Here is a 21,015-nt window from a genome sequence, read left to right as displayed (position 1 = left end):
TACAATTTAGCCAGAATGCAAAGGAGGGGTTTTCATGAAAAATCGTGATTTGCTCATTGGATTTGCTGCCGGTGCTGCCGCAGCTTATATCGCAAAGGAAGTTTACGAAAACAAACAAACGCTCTACCCGGCCGACGATGTGTTGAAGAAGGTCAAACAGTCTTTCAAAGAGGAAGGCCCGATCGACGGTTCGTGGATCTTTATGAAAACCGAACCTTACAACCAGCATGCAGTCAAAACCGAAGTGTATAAAGGCGGCATCACGCGGCATCGCGACGATGAACTCGAGCAATACGAGTTTCTGGCCGATGCTTACACCGGAGCTGTCCTGGAAGTCACCAAATCATAGAAGACCTACGTTAAAACGCCCTGCGGTATATCCGCAGGGCGTTTTGCCTTCTTTTTATTCAAACACTTTTTCTTTGCGTTCAAGCGCGTCGACCACTTCTTTTCCGTCCTCGTTCCATTTGATGAGGCGATAAAAAGCATCGTGGTAGAAGCTGAAATAGAAATGGCCCGGCAGCGCTTCTTTCATCAATTTGTCTTTTGCATAAATTGAGTCCATCGGATAATCGTCAAATGCCAATACCCACAGCGGATTTTGATGTGCATGGGTCGGCATGATGTCGCCCATATGGAGAATCGTCTCCCCGTTCTGTTCGAACTTGATGACGCTATGGCCGTTTGAATGGCCGCCGGTGTGTATCATGGTGATCGCATCGAATACGGTCACTTTGTCGGTAAAGGTTTCGACCTGTCCAGTGATCGGTTCCCAATTTTCTTTCCAATACGTATTACGTGAGCGGATGTTCGGGTTTTGCATTTCTTCCCATTCCACAGCCGATACGTAAATTTTTGCGTTTGGGAACGCAGACACGTATCCCTCACCTTGTTTTTTCGTCAGGCCGGCCGCGTGATCGCCATGAAGATGCGTCATCAACACTGTGTCAATATCTTCTGCAGATAAGCCTAGCTCTTCTAGCTCCTCTTCCACACGCGATTCCGAGGAAACGCCCAGATTGCGCTTTTGGCGATCGGTCAATTTGCCATTGCCGAGTCCGCTGTCGACAAGGATATTATGGCCATCGAACTGGACCAACATCGGGTGCGTCGGCAATTCGATCTGATTCTGCCCATTTGCAGGATAGCGTTTCGACCACACCACTTTCGGGACCACGCCGAACATCGTGCCGCCATCAAGCCAAGTCGTCCCTCCATCAAGCCAAGTTAGCAACATGTCGTGAAATTGAAATTTCTGCATACAAACTCCCCCTTATGAGTTGATATTACGCTTGGAATTTCGCCTCCAGCCGGTAGATCGGCTGCCCTTTTTTCAAAAACTTCTCTTCATATTCCGTCATGATGTTCCATTCCGGCTCGTTGGCGTGAAGATCCAGCGATACATCCTTCAATAACATACCATATTCGGAAATACTCGTGAGCGAATATTCAAAAAGCCCGCGGTTATCGGTCTTGAAATGAATTTCGCCTCCTTCAGGCAACACACGCTCATACAATCTCAGGAAACTCTCATGCGTTAAACGACGTTTCGCGTGTCGCGTCTTTGGCCAAGGATCCGAAAAGTTCAAGTAGACGCGATCGATCTCGTTTGCTTCGAAGAACGTTTCAAGCTCTTGTGCATTCACTTGCAAGAGACGCAAGTTCGGGATGCCGCCTTCTGGCTCTAAAGCCCCTTGAAGCGCCGTCACAATCACGCTTTCAAATAATTCAATTCCAATGTAATTGATGTCCGGATTGGCTTGAGCCATGCCTGTAATGAAGCGGCCTTTCCCGCTTCCTGCCTCGATGTGGATCGGGCGGTCATTGCCAAACTCTTCGTGCCATTTGCCTTTTAACGCTTCCGGATTGGGAATGACAATCTCCGGATGGGCTTCGATCAACTCTGCCGCCCATGGTTTATATCTTGCTCTCATGTATAGACATCCTCTTTCTGATTATAATTTTGCTTGTTGCCATTGTGTCGCTGAAACATAAAACTCGAGTGGTTCTTGCGCATCTGCCATTCCTGCATCGTCCCCGTCCACATGATGCGGGACTGGGCGATCAACAGTGATCAAAAAATGCTTGCCGCTGAACTGCACGACTTCCGGAAATTTCGTATGGCTTCCGCTAAATACCGTACCAAAAACGGCCAGTAGTTTCAATCTCGGCAGGCGGTGGACGACCGTCAATTCGAGCTGGCCATCATACACTGACGAGTGGGGCGAAATTTTCATGCCGCCGCCAAAATACGGCTGATTGCTGACAGTAGCAAGCCACACATCCTCGTAATGATACACTGTTCCGGACGATTCGATCGTGAGACCGAATTTCTTAAACGCAAATAAGGTCATGACGACAAAAACCAAATACGCCAATTTGCCGAGGCCGAACTTATTGAGCCATAGCTTCGTCCGCGAACGATTGACAGCATGCGCGACAGCTGCGTCAAAGCCGATTCCCGAACTGCTAGCAAATAGCTGCTCCGGTTGAACGCCCACTTGCCCGATATCGGTCAGCAATCCTTTAGGGTTTGCCAAAAAACGGCTAATTTCCTGTGTAGAGGAAAAACAACTGAAGCTGCGCGCGAAATCATTGCCCGACCCGGCTGGAACCGACGCGATGAATAAAAGTTCAGCCCCCGCCGCAGCTGCAGCAATCTCACGCATCGTCCCATCTCCACCGAAGCCGATCACCAAGATTTTCCGTGTTCTTGCTTTCAATTGTTCAACTATTTGAAAGGCATGTCCTGGAGAGCGGGTGATGAATTGCTCGAAAGGAAAATCGATGGTTTCGGAAAACTTACGCCATTTCCTAATTGCTGCCCCGTTGCCAGCTGTTGGATTAATGATAAAGACAATCTCCATAGTAGTTTCCCTGGCGCTTAAGCGCCGCCTTTCAATGGATAAGTTTGAATTTCTTTGTATCGTGGGGTTTCCCGCGGATGAATCTCAAATAGAGAGAACGAATCGACCGCAAATTCCAGCTCTTCCAGCTGCCAGTTTTCCGGCAAGCTTCCGCCTTTCCAGCGGCTGGCAAGCGTAATGTGCGGGACAAACGGTTTTGGGTCAGTAGCAAGCTGCAATGGATCCAGCTGTTGCTCTACAGCCTGTTGAAGTGCCATCAACTCAGGGTTGTCAGAAAGTGCAGCATAGACGATGCGCGGTGTTTCGGGATTACCGAATGTCTTCACGCCTGCGACCTGCAAGCGAAACGGCACTTGATCGATTTGCCCGAGCCGTTCAGCAATCTCCCCCAATTCACCAAAGCGGTCTTCGCCAATGAAAATCAAAGTAATATGCATATCCGCAGGAGGCGTTAAACGTTTATGGGTAGTCAGCTCCCACGAATCTCTCGCGTGCCCGATTTTTTCAGCTGCTTGCCCGGGAATCCGGATTCCAATAAAATAATGCGTGCTCATGGTCATCACCTCTATTCATTATAACTGACGGGAACAAAAAAAGGACCAGCTCTTCGCTGGTCCCGGGATTGCATAATAAGTGCAGGAATCAGGAAATAACGCCCAATTTAATCCGCGCTTCGAAAGCCTTTTGGAGTTTGCGCGTCAATTCGCCAGGCGAGCCATCCGCAATTTTCTGTCCGGAAATCTCAATGACCGGCATGACTTCGGAAGTTGTTGAAGACATGAAGAATTCATCCATCTCAAGCGCCTGCTGCTTCGTGAACGCCGTTTCCGCCACCTCGATGCCCAGCTCGTTACACAGCTCGAAAATGACGCGTCTCGTAATGCCGTTCAAGATCAAGTTGGTCGCTGGGTGTGTGTAAAGAACTCCGTCTTTGATGCCGTACATATTTGATGACGAACCTTCCGTCACCGTATCGCCGCGGTGAAGGATCGCTTCGAAATAACCTTCTTCATAAGCCTGCTGTTTCGCCATCACATTGCCGAGCAAGTTCAAGCTCTTGATGTCACAGCGCAACCAACGCACATCTTCAACGAAAAGTGCCTTCACGCCGTTTCCTAAAAATTTCACAGGGCGCTCGACCGATTTTGTGTAACCGACCACAACCGGTTCAGCATTTTCGGGGAATTGATGATTTCGTGGAGCCGCTCCGCGTGTAATTTGGACATACACTTGTCCGTTGTCGATTTGATTCAATTCGACCAAATCATAAAGCATCTTGTGGAAAACATCTTTTGTGTAAGGAACCGTGATGCGGATTTTCTCTGCACTGGCATAGAAGCGGTCGATGTGTTCCGTTGCGGTGAACAAATCCCCTTCGTACACGCGGATAACTTCATAAATGCCGTCACCGAACTGATACCCACGGTCTTCTTTTGAAATCTCCAAATCCTGTTCTTTTACAATCTCGCCATTGGACAAAATCCATTCCATTGCCATTCCTTCTTTCCTGTAATTATTTGCAAGCCAATTGATAAATGGCTTCTGCATATATCGCTGTTGCTTTTACCAAATTGTCGATATCGACGAATTCATCGGCTTGATGCGCAACATCGGGTTCTCCCGGAAACAACATCCCGAAAGCGACGCCTTTATCGAGAACGCGTGCATAAGTGCCGCCACCGATCGCAAGCAAGTCTGCCGGTTCGCCGGTCTGTTTCTCGTAAGCCTGCTGCAGTGTTTGAATAAATGGATCCGCTGCATCGACGTGATGCGGCTTGGAATTGGATACGACCTCCTCTTCCACTCCATTTATTTGATGAGCTGCCATCATATCATCAAATGGACAGCTGACCGAATAACGCATGCTGACGCGCACATCAGCACGCTCTTCTGCTTTATAGCGCATGATTCCGGCATTGAATGTCGTGTCGCCGGACGCGTCATCCGAATACGAGAGCCCGAGCTTTTGCCCCCTGGAATCGCCGCTGAAATAATGGGCGATAAAGCGGACGAATTGTGCACCGTCTCCTGTAACTTTATCCTGCAAAAATTTCGCGAGCACAATGCCGGCATTGACACCTGCATCGGGTTCCATGGCATGGGCCGATTTGCCGTATACGGTCAACACAGTCCCTTCAGCATTCGGCGTACAATCGCCTGCCACCTTTTCCTTTTTGCAAAATTCCCGGAAAGCCACATCGATTTCGCCGCTAGCCAGTGCTAACTTTGCCACCGCACGGTCAGGCACCATATTGGTCCGTTCCCCTGAAGTGAATTCCAGCAATTCGCCGGTTTCTGCAGCACTAAGCGTGTACTTGATGTCCGCGATGCCCTTCTCTGCATTGATGATCGGAAAATCCGCATCCGGCGCAAATCCGATATCTGGCATTTCTTCTGTCTGGAAATAACGCTCCACGCAGCGGAAGCCGCTTTCCTCATCAGTGCCGATGATCAACCTGACTCTGCGCTTGAACTCGAATCCTGAATCCTTGACCATTTTCAGCGCCATCCATGCAGCGATTGTCGGGCCTTTATCATCGATGGCTCCGCGCCCGAACAATTTCCCGTCGGCGATCTCGCCGCCGAACGGCTCTTTTGTCCACCCGTCTCCGGCTGGAACGACATCGACGTGGCCGAGAATTCCGAGAAGTTCCTGCCCTTCGCCTGTCTCCAAATGCCCTGCAACATTGGCGATATTTTTCGCCTTAAACCCTGCACGCTCTCCTTTTTCCAAAAACCAATCCAGCGCTTGCCGAACTTCTTTTCCATAAGGAGCGTCGGGATTTCCGTCTTCGCTTAATACGCTCGGAATTGCGATCAACTCTTGCAATTCACTGAGCAATTCTTCTTTACGCCGCTCTGCTTCCTGCTGCCAATCCATGCCTCACACTCCTTTTTGTTATGGCTATTGTACACCTTTTTCAAATAATTTAAAGAACAGCCGGTTATTTTCTGCAGATATTTTCTATTTCACTCATATTAAGTTCCAGTAAAGAAAACCCGAAATCATGGAATCTGAGACGTTTTTCCGATATAATCAAATTGTCAGACAAGTCAAATTGACGGATTTTCTATAAAAAGGAGCTGTCTACCGCTATTATTCCTTAATCGCTGTATACACCACACTCACGCGTCCGCTAGTCTTTGCCATTGGTATTAAAGATGAAGGAGTGGTTCTTAACTTATGAAACCCACAACTGACCGCATGCTCATTCGAATCAAAGACATGTACAAGTACATTCTCGAGAACGGGACTGTGACCACACAGGATCTGGTCGATGAATTCGGCATCACTCCTCGCACCATTCAAAGAGATTTGAATGTGTTGGCCTTTAACGAACTGATCAAAAGCCCAGTTCGGGGCAAATGGACAACGACGGAGAAAAAAGTCAAAATGACGTCCTGAAAAACAAAGAAATGACCGCCTACTAGGCGGTCATTTTCTTTGCTTTAATTTAGTTAATTCATCTTCCGTCAATTCCCGGTATTCCCCAAGCTCGAGCGTATCATCCAGTGGGAGCGGCCCCATCGACAAACGCTTTAAAAATACCACTTGCTTGTTCACGCTTTCGAACATGCGCTTGACCTGGTGGAATTTCCCTTCCGTAATGGTCAATTCGATTTCGGATTCTTCCCCGCTGCGTAAAATGTGCAGCTGTGCAGGCTTTGTCTCATAGCCGTCATCAAGTACGACGCCTTGTTTGAATGCTTCTATGTCTTCATCCGTTACGGGGCTGTCGATTCTCGCATAATAGGTTTTATCGACATGCTTTTTCGGCGACAATAGCTCGTGGGCCAATTTGCCATCGTTTGTGATCAGCAGCAGCCCTTCCGTATCCTTATCGAGGCGCCCGACCGGAAACGGCTCGAAGCGCTGCTCATCTTCTGTCAGCAAATCAATGACGGTTTCATCGAAGCGGTCTTCTGTCGCTGAAATGACGCCTTGCGGTTTGTTCATCATCAAGTAGATAAACTCCCGGTAGACGACCGGTTCACCGGCGACCGAGATTTCATCTATTTTCTCATCGACATGAAATTTCGGGTCACGTACCGTTTCGCCGTTCACTTCCACCGCTTTCGATCTCAGTAAGATTTTCACTTCTTTTCTTGAGCCGAATCCTGAATTCGACAATAATTTATCGATTCTCATAACATTTCCTCCTAGAAGCCGAAGCGTCTTGTAATGCGCGTAATTCTCGCGCCGAGCAGCTTCTGGGCAAGCCCTGTCTTCAAGCTGAGGTATCCGTAAACAATAGCGCCGACCCCACCGATCAAGATGATGCGGATCATCGACAAGAATTTATTATCCATGCCAATAATGTAATCGAGGCCATTCATTGCAAAATACACCGCGAACGCCATGACGGCATTCAAGATGAGAATAAGCAAAATGCGGCGGAATACCATTTTCGAGCGGTAATTCATCGCCTTCGAAATGACGATCATGTTCATCGTGATCGCGACGACATAACCGATGATCGTTGCAGCAATCGCACCGTCCGTCTCGAATAAAATAATCAACGGCGTATTCAGCAAGGCTTTAAGCCCGAGACCGATCAGTAAGTTGATGATGATCCATTTTTGTTTGTTGATCCCTTGCAAGATAGAAGCTGTCACAGGGAATGCAGCAAACAAGATCGCGACTGGCAAATAATGCGACAAAATCTCAGAACCAATATCACTTACTTGATAAAAGACGTGATAAAGCTCATCTGACAGCATCGTCATGCCGATCACTGCTGGCAAGGTCAAAAACAAGATCAACTGGAACGACTGGTCCAATGTTTTGGTTACTTGCAAGTGTTCGTTGCGCGTGAAATGCTTCGTGATAAGCGGGATGAGCGCCATCGAGAAGCCTGTCGCGAGCATAACTGGGATCATGACCAGCTTATGGGCAGTCAAATTCAAGATTCCGAGAAGGTCTGTCTCCATGATGTGATTCCCTGCTGCCATCGCCCGATTGAAAGTCATCAAATCGACAAATTGGAACAACGGGTTGGCGATCCCAAGGAAAATGACCGGCACGGCATATAATAGGATTTCCCGGTACATATCCCGCAAACGCACATCATAGGATTCAACGGATGTGGCGAGTAAATGATTGTATTCCGGCTTCTTTTTGCGCCAGAAATAATACAAAGTGACAAGCCCGCCAAGCGCCCCGACTGCAGCCGACAAAACGGCGAACTGGATGGCGGTCTTCGGCGTGCCATCAAAAAGATAAATGACAGCGAACGCGCCGCCGAGCAGGAAGATGATGCGGACAATCTGTTCGACCAATTGCGACACGGCGGTTGGCATCATATAATTATAGCCTTGGAAAAAGCCGCGCCAAAGACTCATGAACGGCACGACGATCAAGGCAAAGCTGACCCAACGGATGGCGTCCGCGATATCATCTACCGAGTAGAGGATCTCATCTTCTGAAATAGTAATCCGTGCGAGCGGTTCAGCCAGCACATAAAGCGCCAAGAACGACACGATGCCCGTGACCATCATTGTCAGCAAACCTGAACGCAATAATCGCCTCCCGGTTTCGTAATCACCGAGTGAATTGTATTTAGCCGTGAACTTGGAAAACGCGATCGGCGCACCGGATATCGCCAGTGCAAGCATCAAGTTATACGGTATGTATGCATACTGGTAAAGTCCGATATTATCTGCTCCCACCATACTGTAGAACGGGATGATGTAGATGACGCCGAGCACTTTCGACAGAAATAAACCTAAAGTTAAAATGGCGGTACCTTTAATTAATGAGGACATTTTGCACTCCCTGACTTTGTTCAAAATAAAAAGCAATCTACACGATAGTTTACACCTATAGACAAAATTACTCAACGTGTTTTGCCTCATCGTGTATACTGAAAAGAAAAACGAAAGTGAGTTTTTATTATATGTATGACATCATCATCATCGGCGGAGGCCCTTCCGGCTTAATGGCCTCCATTGCTGCCGCATCGAACGGCAAGCGTGTACTGCTCGTCGAAAAAGGCAAAAAGCTCGGCAAGAAATTGATCATCTCCGGCGGCGGCCGCTGCAATGTGACAAACCGCCTGCCTTTGGAAGAAATCGTCCGCCACATTCCCGGAAATGGCCGCTTCATGTACAGCCCGTTTTCGGTATTCAATAACGAGGACATCATCCAGTTCTTCGAAAACCTTGGCGTTGCCTTGAAAGAAGAAGACCACGGCCGCATGTTCCCTGTGTCAAACCGCGCACAAGACGTCGCGGATGCGATGTTTGGCGAGATGGACCGGCTCGGCGTCGAGCGAAAACTCGATTCCCCCGTCAAAAGCTTATTGATGAACGACGAAAAAGTGACCGGCATCCGCCTGCATTCTGGTGAAGAATTCTCAGCTCACGCAGTCGTGGTCGCGGTCGGCGGAAAAGCGGTGCCGCAAACCGGATCGACCGGAGACGGCTACCCGTGGGCAGAAAAAGCGGGACACACTGTCACCGACCTCTATCCGACGGAAGTTCCTTTGTTGTCGAATGAACCGTTCATCAAATCACGCGACCTGCAAGGACTTGCCCTGCGCGATGTCGCCGTCACGGTGCTCAATAAAAAAGGCAAAGCGCTCGTCACGCACCAGATGGATATGCTGTTCACCCATTTCGGCTTGAGCGGGCCTGCCATCCTGCGCTGCAGCCAATATGTCGTCAAGGAAATGAAGAAAAACGGCGGCCAAGCGGTCACCGTCCGCATCAACTCCATGCCGGATGACAATGCAGAATCTGCGTTCCAGCTGCTGAACAAGCTAATGAAAGACGAACCAAAAAAAGCGTTGAAAAACGTTTGGAAAAGCCTGGCGCAAGAACGCTGGCTACTGTTCCTATTAGACCGTGCAGGCATCGACCCGCAGCTGACCGGTGCAGAACTTCCATCCGATAAAGTCCGTGCGCTCGCTGCTGAAATGACGGCATTCACGATGACCGTCTCCGGCACGCAGCCGATCGAAAAAGCGTTCGTCACAGGCGGCGGCGTGTCGATCAAGGAAATCGAGCCGAAGACGATGCATTCGAAGAAAAAGCCCGGCTTGTTCTTCTGCGGCGAGATCCTCGACATCCACGGCTACACCGGCGGCTATAATATCACGTCCGCCCTTGTCACCGGACACGTCGCAGGAAAAAACGCAGCCGAGTTCGCTGCTTCTTATCAAACCGAAAGCCCTATTGCTTAAGCAATGGGCTTTTTTCTTTGGAATGAAATTGAAAGAGCAAATGAGAACTCACTTCTTAAAGTAGACAGAATCAAAGATAGCGGGAGTTTTCTCGTGGAAATGTTACTGAATATTGAAGTACAGTTTCCCTTCATAGTCGCCGCTCGGCTTTGGGTTGGCCTTTGGCAATAAGCCAGAAAGAACGTCTGTCTTATTGCGTCGGCTCACCCCTTTACGCTCGGCGGCTAAGAGATTTCATTGTGTGAAGACGGTTTAAGCAGATTAGCTTCTTTATTCAGTTGCCGGCTAGCGGGGAAATCGCTTCCCTAGTTGAGCGTGGAATAGGATAGTGAGTGTTTTTTGTGGAGATGTTACTGAACATCAAAGTACAGTTTCCCTTAATAGTCGCCGCCCGGCTTTGGGTTGGCCTTTGGCAATAAGCCAGAAATAACACCTGTCTTATTGCGTCGGCTCACCCTGGGCGCTTGGCGGCTGAGCGATTTCGTTGTTTGAAGACTGTTTAATCGGCTCTGCTTCTGTAGCCAGTTGCTGGCTAGTGGGGGAATCGCTTCCCAAGAAGCGGTCGAACAGCATGTTGTTGCATTTAGTGTGGGGTAACCAGCGACATGTTTTTCAGCATGAAACATTGCAAAATATGATGCATTTCTACAAGGCTCATTAATTAAAGTCGAAAAAAGATCTTCCGCTCTAAAACTAGAGACGGAGTGGAAGGGGGCTGACGCCTGTGGGACCGCGCGGGCTGGCGAGACAAACGTGTCGCGCACTTTGCGACACGTTGGCTCAACACCCGCCCCACGGCAAGCAGCCCCCTGAAACGCAGTCGAATTGCGGAAGCTATTCTATTCACTTCATTTATCTTTCTGTCGCATCAACTGCATGACTCGCATCCTGCGAGCCCCAAGCAGCCATTGGAGTGCCGTCGAATAACAGAAACTATTTAATTCTCTAATTTAGTATCACAAAAAGCCGCCAGAGAAATTTCCCTGGCGGCTTTCATTATTTATCCTACAACGATATTAACTAATTTACCTGGAATGGCGATGACTTTGCGTACTTGCTTGCCTTCTGCCGCCTTTTGAACGTGCTCGTCGGCGAGCGCCGCTTCTTCCAGTTGTTCTTTCGTGCTGTCTTTTGCGACAGTCAGCTTGCTTCTCACTTTGCCGTTCACTTGGACGACGATTTCAACTTCATCATCGACCAGTTTCGACTCGTCGAACGTTGGCCATGCTTCATACGTTACCGTCTCGCTATGCCCAAGTTTATTCCAAAGCTCTTCGGCCAAATGCGGCGCGATCGGCGACAGCATCTTCACGAAGCCTTCGATATATTCTTTCGGCAAGCTCTCGGCTTTGTATGCTTCATTGATGAATACCATCATTTGCGAAATCGCTGTATTGAAGCGAAGGCCGTCGAAGTCTTCAGTCACTTTCTTGACGGTCTGGTTGTAGACTTTCTCCAGTTTGCCGTCATTTTGGTCGCTGACTTTGCTCGAAATCGTTCCGTCTTCAATCAGCAAACGCCACACGCGGTCAAGGAAACGGCGAGATCCGTCGAGTCCGTTTGTCGACCAGGCGATGGACGCTTCGAGCGGCCCCATGAACATTTCGTACATGCGCAGCGTATCCGCGCCGTGGCTTTCGATGATTTGGTCCGGGTTGACGACATTGCCTTTGGATTTCGACATTTTCTCGTTGCCTTCACCGAGGATCATCCCTTGGTTGAATAATTTCTGGAATGGTTCTTTTGTCGGCACGACGCCAAGGTCGTACAATACTTTATGCCAGAAACGCGCATACAATAAGTGAAGGACGGCGTGTTCTGCACCGCCGATATAGACATCAACCGGCAGCCAGCGTTTCAATAATTCCGGATCTGCGATGGCTTCGTCGTTAACGGGATCGATAAAGCGCAAATAATACCAGCAGCTGCCTGCCCATTGCGGCATCGTGTTCGTTTCGCGGCGGCCTTTCATGCCGGTTTCAGGATGCGTGACATTAACCCATTCCTCGATATTGGCAAGCGGCGATTCGCCTGTTCCGCTCGGCTTGATATCCGTTGTGACAGGAAGTTCGAGTGGCAAGTCCTTATCATCGACAGGAGACATCGTGCCGTCTTCCCAGTGGATGATCGGGATCGGTTCGCCCCAATAGCGCTGGCGGCTGAACAACCAGTCGCGCAAACGGTAGGTGATTTTCTTCTCGCCGACACCTTGTTGTTCGAGCCAGTCGATCGCTTTTCCAATCGCTTCGGTTTTGTTCAAGCCGTCAAGGAAACCGGAGTTGACGAGTTCGCCGTCGCCAGCGTAGGCTTCTTCGTCGATGTTGCCGCCTGAGACGACTTCGACGATCGGCAAGTCGAATTGTTTCGCGAACTCATAATCACGTTCGTCATGTGCCGGCACGGCCATGATTGCGCCTGTTCCGTATGTTGCAAGGACGTAATCGGCAATCCAGATTGGCATTTTCTCGCCGCTTGCCGGATTGATCGCATAAGCACCAGTGAAGACGCCCGTTTTATCTTTCGCGAGATCCGTACGCTCCAAATCGCTTTTCGTTTTTACTTTGTCGATATACTCAGCTACCGCTTCGCTCTTATCAGATGTCGTAATTTCCCCAACCAATTTATGCTCTGGGGCAAGTACCGCGTAAGTCGCGCCAAAAATTGTATCCGGGCGCGTCGTGAATGCACGGAATGAAAGCCCGGTGCCATCAATCTTGAATTCGAGCTCCGCGCCTTCGGATTTGCCGATCCAGTTGCGCTGCATGTCCTTCAAGCTTTCCGGCCAATCGAGTTCGTTCAAGTCTTCCAGCAAGCGGTCTGCGTATTCAGTGATCCGCAACACCCATTGACGCATCGGGCGGCGTTCGACCGGATGGCCCCCGCGTTCAGAAACCCCATCAACCACTTCTTCATTGGCCAAGACGGTGCCAAGTGCCGGACACCAGTTGACCGCTACTTCATCGACATATGCCAAGCCTTTATTGTAAAGCTGGATGAAAATCCATTGCGTCCATTTATAATAGTTTGGGTCGGTCGTGTTGATTTCACGGTCCCAATCATACGAGAAGCCAAGTTCCTGGATTTGGCGCTTGAAGGTCTCGATGTTTTTCGCCGTGAATTCCGCAGGGTCATTGCCGGTATCGAGCGCGTATTGTTCTGCCGGCAAACCGAATGCATCCCAGCCCATCGGATGAAGCACATCATAGCCTTGCATGCGTTTTTGTCGGCTCAAGATATCGGTCGCCGTGTAGCCTTCCGGATGCCCGACGTGAAGCCCGGCACCTGATGGATACGGGAACATATCGAGCGCATAGAATTTTTCCTTGCCCGGCGTGTTCTCCGTTTTAAAGGTTTTGTTTTCTTGCCAATGATGCTGCCATTTCTTTTCGATTTCTTTGTGGTTAAAAGACATTTCCGATTTTCCTCCTCTAAATACAAGCGGATGTCCGCTAGCGTAACAAGTTTTCAGCAAAATAAAAAAATCCCGCCCCTTAAACTAAGGGACGGGATTTTTCCCGCGGTACCACCCAAATTAGCGCTCAGGCGCTCAACTTGATTCCTTAACGCGGAAAACGGCGCAATCATTGCGCAGACTCCAAGGCGAGTTCAGACATCCTGCATGCCGGCTCGCACCATCCGCCGGCTCTCTTTTATGCATATATGTCCTACTGCTCCTCTTCACGGCCATTTGCTATTGATTTCATTTTAGCTGAGCGCCTGTTTTTATGCAATAGCTCAGTGTACTTTGACGCTATCGGTATTCAACTCGGCATCGGTTGCAGCGACGACGTCGTCGACCGAGAAGCCTTCGAATACTTCTTTCAACACGAGGCCAGTATCCGTCACTTCAATCACCGCTCGTTCTGTGATGATCAAATTGACGACCGCTTTCCCCGTCAGCGGCAATTCGCATGCTTTCTTGATTTTCGCTGAACCGTCTTTTGATACATGGTCCATGATGACGATGACTTTTTTCGCGCCATGGACAAGATCCATCGCGCCGCCCATGCCTTTGATCATTTTCCCTGGGATCATCCAGTTGGCTAGATCGCCGTTTTCTGCGACTTCCATGCCTCCAAGAATGGCGACATCGATATGCCCGCCGCGGATCATCGCGAATGACTCGGCGCTGGTGAAAAATGCGGAGCCCGGGATCGTCGTGACGGTTTCTTTTCCGGCATTGATTAAATCGGGATCGACTTGGTCTTCTGTCGGATACGGCCCGATGCCGAGCAATCCGTTTTCGGACTGCAAGACGACTTGCTTATTATCGGAAATGAAGTTCGCAACCAAAGTCGGCATGCCGATGCCAAGGTTGACGTAATCTCCATCGTTGATTTCTTTTTCCGCTCGTTTTGCGATTCGTTCTCTGATAGCCTGTTTGTCCACTTCTGTCCCCACCCTTTCTTAACGCGTCGTCAAACGCTCGATTCGTTTTTCTTGGTCTGCTTGCAGCAAGCCTTGTACGTAAATGCTCGGCGTTTGCACGTGGTTCGGGTCGATATCGCCGATTTCCACTATATGCTCGACTTCCGCAATCGTCACTTTCCCGGCAGCTGCCGCTAGCGGGTTGAAGTTCTGTGCAGTCTTGTTGTAGACGAGATTGCCCATTTTATCTGCAGTATATGCACGGACGAGTGAGAAATCCGCTTTCAACGCCATTTCAAGCACGTGTTCCTTGCCATCGAATTCGCGTATTTCCTTGCCTTCAGCGACGGTTGTGCCGACGCCTGCCGGTGTGAAAAACGCCGGAATTCCGGCTCCGCCTGCGCGCATTTTTTCAGCAAGCGTGCCTTGAGGCGTGAGCTCCACTTCGATTTCGCCCGACAACACTTGGCGTTCGAATTCTTTATTTTCGCCGACGTACGAGCCGATCATTTTCTTGATTTGCTTGTTTTTCAGCAATAAGCCAAGGCCCCATTCGTCGACCCCACAGTTATTGGAAATTATTGTTAGATCTTTTACCCCTTTATCGACAAGCGCTAGGATCAGCTGTTCTGGAATGCCGACCAGCCCGAATCCTCCAACCATGATGGTGGCTCCGTCTTGTATCGGTTCGACTGCCTCTTTGGCAGAATTGTAAATCGGTTTCATCGCGCATTTCCCCCTCTGCAACATTAACTGAATTTTAATTCAATAAAACGCTTCCATTAACAATTTAACCAAAACTCCATGGGAAACGCAACAAGGACAATGGGCACACGATTTTTGTCGGCTTTTCGGCCGGCAACTGCGTGTTATAATGACAGCTAAGGAGTGGTTTTATTATGGACAATGAATTCCCCTTCCCGAGTGACGGGAAGCTTTATTATACATGGAACCGCCATTTGCGCGGGCAATTCGGCGAAAAAATCATGAAAATCTCGCTGGACGCCGGATTTGACTGCCCGAATCGCGACGGCACAGTCGCTTTTGGCGGCTGCACGTTTTGCTCGGTCGCCGGTTCCGGTGATTTTGCCGGAGACCGTGTCGACCCGATCCCTGTGCAATTCGAGCAGGTGAAAGCGAAAATGCACCGCAAATGGAAAGACGCCAAATACATCGCCTATTTTCAAGCCTATACGAATACCCATGCACCGATTGACGTCATTAAAAGACAATTCGAAGCGGCACTCGCACAGGAAAATGTGGTCGGCATCAGCATCGGCACACGGCCCGACTGCTTGCCGGATGAAGTTGTTGAATACTTAGCTGAACTCAATGAACGCACGTATTTATGGGTGGAACTCGGCCTGCAGACTGTTCATGAGCGCACTGCGCAGCTCATCAACCGTGCACATGATTTTGACACTTACAAAGAAGGTGTCAACAAACTGCGCGCACACGGCATCAATATATGCAGCCACATCATCAACGGCTTGCCGCTTGAAGACAAAGACATGATGATGGAAACGGCACAGACAGTCGCAAAACTCGACGTCCAAGGAATCAAGATCCACCTGCTGCATTTACTCAACGGTACGCCGATGGTTAAACAATATGAAAAAGGCATGGTCGATTTTATGGAAAAAGATGCCTATATCCAACTCGTCGCCGACCAGCTGGAAATCATCCCGCCCGATATGGTCGTCCAGCGCATCACCGGCGACGGCCCGATCGATTTGATGATCGGCCCGATGTGGAGCACGAATAAATGGGAAGTGCTAAACGGCATCGATAAAGAACTCGAAACTCGCGGCAGTTGGCAAGGCAAGCATTATGCGGGGAGTGTGGCATTATGACCTTGCAACGCGTCTTGCCTTTCACCAAATCCTTGCTCGAACAAGTTGTCCAAAAAGGAGATACAGTAGTGGATGCCACTGCCGGAAACGGGCATGATACCCATTTCCTGGCTGGGCTTACCGGTGACTCCGGAAAAGTCTATGCATTCGATATCCAGCAACAAGCAATCGAAGCGACCAGGCAGCGCACAGAAGCGTTTCGTCATGTCGAATTGATTTGCGACAGCCATGCGAAAATCTCTCAATACGTAGCGGAACCGATTTCGGCTGCCGTTTTCAATCTTGGCTATTTGCCAAAAGGCGACCACACCATCATCACCAAAGCCAACAGCACTTTGCAGGCAATCGGGCAATGCCTCGAACGTTTGAAAGCTGGCGGCTTGGTGTTAGCCGTCATTTACTCCGGCCACGAGGGCGGCAGCGAAGAGCGCGACGCCGTGATGGATTACGTCAAGAAATTGCCGCAAGTCGAGTATGACGTCCTGAAATATGAATTCGTCAACCAACAGCATTCGCCCCCATTTTTAGTCGCGATCGAGAAAAAACAGCAACGCTAGAAGAAATGATAGCTAAATTTAAAAAGGGCTATGCCATAAGCTTCTAAAACGAAATAACCGGAGAAAAAGAGATTCTTTTTCTCCGGTTATTTTAATTGTGAACTAACTTCTTTAAATTTTAGGATTCACAACAGCAGATGGGAATGGAGACGGCGACTCCTGCGGGAGCAGTGACGGAGCCTTGCGACGGAGCGACGCGAGCTGAAGACCCTGGACTGAGCGCAGCGAGGGAAGCGGCTGAAGCCGTGCCCGCGGAAAGCGTCCGTCGTAATGGACATCTGCCATCTCTTTTGGATCCAAAAAAAGGGCTGCACAAAAAGCGCATGTTTCATGCACCTTAGAGACAGCACTTTTTTCTATTTCTCGACAGGACCTTCGAGAACAATTTTCCCGATCGTCTTGCCAGACATCAGTTTTCCGTAGGCTTCTTTCAAGTTTTCCGGATTGATTGGCGCCATCGTTTCATTGAGTGTCGACTGAACCTTGCCGCTGTCTGCCCACTCCGATAGTTCGTTCAATAACTGATGCTGCTCGATCATGTCTTCTGTCTGAAACATCGAACGCGTGTACATCAATTCGTAAACGAAGGTCACGCTTTTTCCGAACAAGGCCGGAGCGAGCGGTTCGAACGCCGGTAAGATTGAACAAATCTTGCCTTGAGGCCGGATCGCGTCCGCCATGCCTGCCATATGGTCATCGGTATTGGTCAGGCAGAAAATATAGTCCACGCCGTCAATATCCAGTTCCTTCAATTGAGGAAGCAATTCCTGGTGATGGTTGATCGTGTGATGCGCGCCATGATCTTTGGCCCACTCGATCGTTTCCTGACGCGACGCGGTTCCGATTACGTTGAGCCCTGCTAATTTGGCGATCTGCGTAGCGATCGAACCGACACCTCCCGCAGCGCCGATGATCAGGATGTTCTTGCCTTCATTGTCCAGCGGGTTTTTCGAAATGCCCAAACGCACAAACAGGGCTTCCATTGCGGTCAATCCCGTCAACGGCAAAGCAGCCGCCTGCGCGAAATTCAAGTTTTTCGGCTTGTGGCCGACAATGCGCTCATCGACCAAATGGAATTCGCTATGCCCGCCTTCCCGGACATTGGTGCCGGCATAAAACACTTCGTCGCCTTCTTTAAACAATGAACACTCACTGCCAACGGAAACGACCACTCCGGCAACGTCCCTTCCGACGATCGTCAAGGAGTCATCGTCCGGCTTTTTCGAATCACGTGTTTTGTAGTCTGTCGGATTGACCGATACCGCCTTTACCTCCACGAGCAAATCGTGTCCTTTTGGCTCTGGCTTGTCCAATTCTACTGCCTCGAATTCGGGCGGTTGTTCTGTATTTCCAGGTTTGTAAAATCCTAGTGCGATCATTTTCGAAGTCAATCCATTTCGCCTTCCTTTCGTCTATTCATATCCTTGTTACAATTCCTTCTATAATACAGCCGAGATGTCTTCGACGTATGCATCGATGACGACCGGCTGTTTGCTTGCTTTCGCTTTCGACAAAGCGTCTTGCAATTCGGCACGTGTTTTGACTGTGTAGCCTTCACCTCCGCAAGCAATGGCAAAGGCCGCAAAGTCGATATTGGCAAGATCGACATTAGTCGGCTTATTGCCTGCCATTTTTTGCTCGTCTTCGATCAATTGAAGCTTCTGGTTATTGAAAACGACGATGATCATCGGCAGTTTGTATTTAACTGCAGTGACAAAATCCTGCATGCCCATTGAAAATCCGCCGTCCCCGACGATAGCGATGGCCTGTCTATCTGGATACGCCAGTTTTGCCGCTATCGCTCCAGGCAAACCGCAGCCCATCGTGCCAAGCCAAGATGATAAAACTAATTTGTGTCCGCTCAACTGCAAGTATTTCGCCGTCCAGATGGTGATGCTGCCGACATCAAGTGAAATGACAGCGTCCCGCTCCATGATGTGCTGGATTTCGCCCAGCACTTGCTGAGGTTGAAGCATGTCGGTTTGCTTATCGACATCTTCACGCAGCTTGTCATGCCAAGCACGTCGTTTCTCCTGAAATTGATTCAAGAATGCTGGATCTTTTTCGCCGAGCTTGCTTGTCAACGAGGCAAGTGCCGGCCCAAGTTCCCCGACTACGCCTACCGTTGCGGGATAGTATTTGCCGATCACGCGCGGTTCGAGATCAATTTGGATGGCAGGCGCTTTGTCCGGCAAATACTCCCTGTACGGGTAGGCTGTACCGGCTAGGATCACCAAGTCAGCTTGTTTCATCGCCTCTTCAGCCGGCTCCGTCCCGAGTTGCCCAAGCTGTCCTAGGTTATTCGGGTGATCATCAGGAATCAGACCTTTAGCCGGAAGCGATGCAATGATTGGCGCTTTCAGCCTTTCCGAAAATGCCAATACTTCGCCAGGTGCGTCCTGTGCGCCCTTGCCTGCCAAGATGACTGGCTTTTTCGCAGTCTCCAATAGCTTCAGCGCTTCCTTCAAATCTTCTTCCGCCGCCCGGATATGCGGCACGGAATATTCCGGCGAGGTCATCTCCTTTTCCCGCTTGATTTTCGTGCTAAATAGATCGTCCGACACCACGAGAACAGCTGGACCTTTTTCCGCATAGGCTGCACGCACCGCCTGATTCAGCATATCCGGCAATTGCTCAGCATTTTGCACGCGGCGGTTATAGACCGAAACGTCTTCAAACATCGATTCCAATTTCAGCTCCTGGAAAGTATCGGTCCCAACAGCACTGCTGGTAACTTGCCCGACGATCGCGAGTACCGGGGTTTTGTCCTTTTTCGCATCATATAGACCGTTTTGCAGATGGATTGCCCCAGGTCCTGCGATCGACAGGCATACGCCAATGCGCCCGGTCAATTTCGAATAAGCTGAAGCGGCGAGCGCCCCTGTCTCTTCATGGCGTATCTGGATAAAACGGATATCCACTTTGCGCAGTTCTTCCATTAATTCATTGATGGAATCCCCCGGCATTCCGTAAATATGGTCTACATTCCATTGCTTCAACAGCTCTACTACATGGCTGCCTGCGGTGCGTTCAAACATATACATTCCCTCTTTCCTTATTTCTGCTGTTCCATCTCTTTATCCCTCCAGCTCATCTGTAAACCTTTTTCGGCAAACATGCAAAAAAGCAGCAGGCCATTTTTTCAGCCTGCTGCTTTTTTAGGATATTCTTTTAGTCATTTCTTCTGCGATCAATCGGTACGTCGTTAACTTATCATTGAAATCATAGGCGACGGAAACGATCATCACTTCATCGGCGCCATATTCTGAGCCGAGTGCTTCCAATTGATCCACCACTTGCTTAGGGTTGCCGACGACCATGCGCCGGCGGTTATCCGCAACGAGCAGTTTTTCGAACTTCGAGTATTCGTAAGCGGCTGCCTGTTCTGGAGGCGGCGTACCGTCAGACGGCATACCCTGTGCGCCCATCGCAAGTGACAGGTCGAGTGAAGACGCAACATATTCCGCCTGTTCACGAGTTTCCTGGCAAACCGCGAAAATCGCAAAACCGGTATACGGTTCATTGCCTTTATGGGGAATGAAATTTTTTCTGTAGTTGGCTGCAAATCGTTGTCCGCCTTCGCCGTTGATGAAATGGGCGAACATATACGGCAAGCCTTTTTGGGCGGCCAATTGCGAAGATCCCTTCCCTGAGCCGAGCATCCAGATCGGCGGCGCTTCCGGCGGCACCGGGGTTGCGTTCATTCCATAATAATCATGTGTTTCCGGAATGCTGTTTTCCAAATACATGCGCAGCTCATCCAGCTGTTCAGGAAAGCGCCCCGCATCCCGCAAACGGCCATTCGATAAAGCGAACGATGCTCTCGGCATGCCCCCTGGTGCGCGGCCAACACCCGCATCAATACGTCCGGGGTACAGGTTCTCCAATAAATTGAAGTTCTCTGCCACTTTAAACGCCGAATAATGCGGCAGCATGACACCGCCAGAACCCAGGCGGATCGATGAAGTTTTGGCGCCGATATGGCTGATGAGGATTTCTGGCGAAGAGCCCGCCAAAGTTTTGGCATCGTGATGCTCCGATACCCAAAAGCGTGTGTAGCCCCATTGTTCTGCGTGTTGCGCCAACTGGACCGTATCGGCCAAAGCTTCACGGGCTGTTTGGCCTTGTGAGATTGGGGATTGGTCTAATATGCTGAAACGTAGTGGCATCTTGATCGTTCCTTTCT

General features: G+C 49.7%; 19 protein-coding genes and 1 other annotated feature. Of the genes, 5 read left to right on the top strand and 14 right to left on the bottom strand.

The features are described 5' to 3' along the window. Positions 1-34 precede the first annotated feature (34 nt). Positions 35-349, top strand: a complete 315-nt coding sequence (locus AUC31_RS04855; RefSeq protein ID WP_058381133.1) for a PepSY domain-containing protein — start codon at positions 35-37, stop codon at positions 347-349. A 54-nt stretch (positions 350-403) separates the two neighbouring features. On the opposite strand, the gene AUC31_RS04850 is transcribed toward AUC31_RS04855, so the two are convergent. The 6 genes from AUC31_RS04850 to pepV form a co-directional block, all read right to left on the bottom strand. Further along, positions 404-1,261 carry a YtnP family quorum-quenching lactonase gene (locus AUC31_RS04850; protein WP_058381134.1) on the bottom strand — a complete coding sequence of 286 codons (858 nt, stop codon included), beginning with the start codon at positions 1,259-1,261 and terminating at the stop codon, positions 404-406. 25 nt (positions 1,262-1,286) lie between these two features. Continuing rightward, a complete protein-coding gene (gene trmB, locus AUC31_RS04845; RefSeq protein WP_058381135.1) occupies positions 1,287-1,934 on the bottom strand; it encodes a tRNA (guanosine(46)-N7)-methyltransferase TrmB in 648 nt (215 codons plus the stop codon). A gap of 21 nt (positions 1,935-1,955) precedes the next feature. Next, on the bottom strand, positions 1,956-2,867 hold the full coding sequence (locus AUC31_RS04840; protein WP_058381136.1) for a diacylglycerol/lipid kinase family protein: 912 nt from the start codon (positions 2,865-2,867) through the stop codon (positions 1,956-1,958). Between the two features lie 17 nt (positions 2,868-2,884). Continuing rightward, complete coding sequence (gene thpR, locus AUC31_RS04835; protein WP_058381137.1) at positions 2,885-3,421, bottom strand: RNA 2',3'-cyclic phosphodiesterase; 537 nt, start codon at positions 3,419-3,421, stop codon at positions 2,885-2,887. A gap of 88 nt (positions 3,422-3,509) precedes the next feature. Beyond that, the gene (dat, locus tag AUC31_RS04830; RefSeq protein WP_058381138.1) at positions 3,510-4,358 is read right to left on the bottom strand and encodes a D-amino-acid transaminase; all 849 of its coding nucleotides are present in this window, start codon (positions 4,356-4,358) and stop codon (positions 3,510-3,512) included. Positions 4,359-4,380: 22 nt separating this feature from the next. Then, positions 4,381-5,748, bottom strand: coding sequence for a dipeptidase PepV (pepV, locus tag AUC31_RS04825; protein WP_058381139.1), 1,368 nt, complete (start codon positions 5,746-5,748; stop codon positions 4,381-4,383). 303 nt (positions 5,749-6,051) lie between these two features. Here pepV and AUC31_RS04820 point away from each other — a divergent pair, with 303 nt between their 5' ends. Continuing rightward, positions 6,052-6,273, top strand: a complete 222-nt coding sequence (locus AUC31_RS04820) for a DeoR family transcriptional regulator (protein WP_058381140.1) — start codon at positions 6,052-6,054, stop codon at positions 6,271-6,273. Positions 6,274-6,303: 30 nt separating this feature from the next. On the opposite strand, the gene AUC31_RS04815 is transcribed toward AUC31_RS04820, so the two are convergent. After that, positions 6,304-7,017 carry a pseudouridine synthase gene (locus AUC31_RS04815; protein WP_058381141.1) on the bottom strand — a complete coding sequence of 238 codons (714 nt, stop codon included), beginning with the start codon at positions 7,015-7,017 and terminating at the stop codon, positions 6,304-6,306. Between the two features lie 11 nt (positions 7,018-7,028). Further along, positions 7,029-8,633, bottom strand: a complete 1,605-nt coding sequence (locus tag AUC31_RS04810) for a putative polysaccharide biosynthesis protein (protein WP_058381142.1) — start codon at positions 8,631-8,633, stop codon at positions 7,029-7,031. 131 nt (positions 8,634-8,764) lie between these two features. Here AUC31_RS04810 and AUC31_RS04805 point away from each other — a divergent pair, with 131 nt between their 5' ends. Beyond that, positions 8,765-10,051 carry a BaiN/RdsA family NAD(P)/FAD-dependent oxidoreductase gene (locus tag AUC31_RS04805; protein ID WP_058383661.1) on the top strand — a complete coding sequence of 429 codons (1,287 nt, stop codon included), beginning with the start codon at positions 8,765-8,767 and terminating at the stop codon, positions 10,049-10,051. A gap of 1,000 nt (positions 10,052-11,051) precedes the next feature. On the opposite strand, the gene leuS is transcribed toward AUC31_RS04805, so the two are convergent. The 3 genes from leuS to AUC31_RS04790 all read right to left on the bottom strand — a co-directional run bounded on the left by leuS (position 11,052) and on the right by AUC31_RS04790 (position 15,145). Continuing rightward, positions 11,052-13,463, bottom strand: a complete 2,412-nt coding sequence (gene leuS, locus AUC31_RS04800) for a leucine--tRNA ligase (RefSeq protein WP_058381143.1) — start codon at positions 13,461-13,463, stop codon at positions 11,052-11,054. A gap of 84 nt (positions 13,464-13,547) precedes the next feature. Further along, positions 13,548-13,742: a binding site (T-box leader), on the bottom strand. A 44-nt stretch (positions 13,743-13,786) separates the two neighbouring features. Then, the gene (locus AUC31_RS04795; protein WP_058381144.1) at positions 13,787-14,440 is read right to left on the bottom strand and encodes a 3-oxoacid CoA-transferase subunit B; all 654 of its coding nucleotides are present in this window, start codon (positions 14,438-14,440) and stop codon (positions 13,787-13,789) included. A gap of 18 nt (positions 14,441-14,458) precedes the next feature. Next, positions 14,459-15,145 (bottom strand): CoA transferase subunit A, encoded by a 687-nt coding sequence (locus AUC31_RS04790; protein ID WP_058381145.1) that lies wholly within the window; start codon positions 15,143-15,145, stop codon positions 14,459-14,461. A gap of 173 nt (positions 15,146-15,318) precedes the next feature. Between AUC31_RS04790 and mnmL the strand changes: the two genes are divergently transcribed. Then, a complete protein-coding gene (mnmL, locus tag AUC31_RS04785; RefSeq protein WP_058381146.1) occupies positions 15,319-16,272 on the top strand; it encodes a tRNA modification radical SAM protein MnmL/YtqA in 954 nt (317 codons plus the stop codon). Next, positions 16,269-16,829, top strand: coding sequence for a tRNA 5-(aminomethyl)-2-thiouridylate-methyltransferase MnmM (gene mnmM, locus AUC31_RS04780; RefSeq protein WP_058381147.1), 561 nt, complete (start codon positions 16,269-16,271; stop codon positions 16,827-16,829). Before mnmL ends, mnmM begins: the two co-directional genes overlap by 4 nt. Before the next feature lie 356 nt (positions 16,830-17,185). Here mnmM and AUC31_RS04770 read toward each other — a convergent pair whose 3' ends face one another. From AUC31_RS04770 to AUC31_RS04760, 3 genes are all read right to left on the bottom strand, one after another. Continuing rightward, positions 17,186-18,208, bottom strand: a complete 1,023-nt coding sequence (locus tag AUC31_RS04770) for a zinc-binding alcohol dehydrogenase family protein (RefSeq protein ID WP_083509227.1) — start codon at positions 18,206-18,208, stop codon at positions 17,186-17,188. A 60-nt stretch (positions 18,209-18,268) separates the two neighbouring features. Continuing rightward, positions 18,269-19,867 (bottom strand): pyruvate oxidase, encoded by a 1,599-nt coding sequence (locus AUC31_RS04765; protein ID WP_058381150.1) that lies wholly within the window; start codon positions 19,865-19,867, stop codon positions 18,269-18,271. A 120-nt stretch (positions 19,868-19,987) separates the two neighbouring features. Next, on the bottom strand, positions 19,988-20,998 hold the full coding sequence (locus AUC31_RS04760; protein WP_058381151.1) for an LLM class flavin-dependent oxidoreductase: 1,011 nt from the start codon (positions 20,996-20,998) through the stop codon (positions 19,988-19,990). Positions 20,999-21,015: the final 17 nt, after the last annotated feature.

The organism is Planococcus rifietoensis (genome assembly GCF_001465795.2).
GTDB lineage: Bacteria > Bacillota > Bacilli > Bacillales_A > Planococcaceae > Planococcus > Planococcus rifietoensis.
This window is presented reverse-complemented; position numbering and strand designations above follow the sequence as displayed.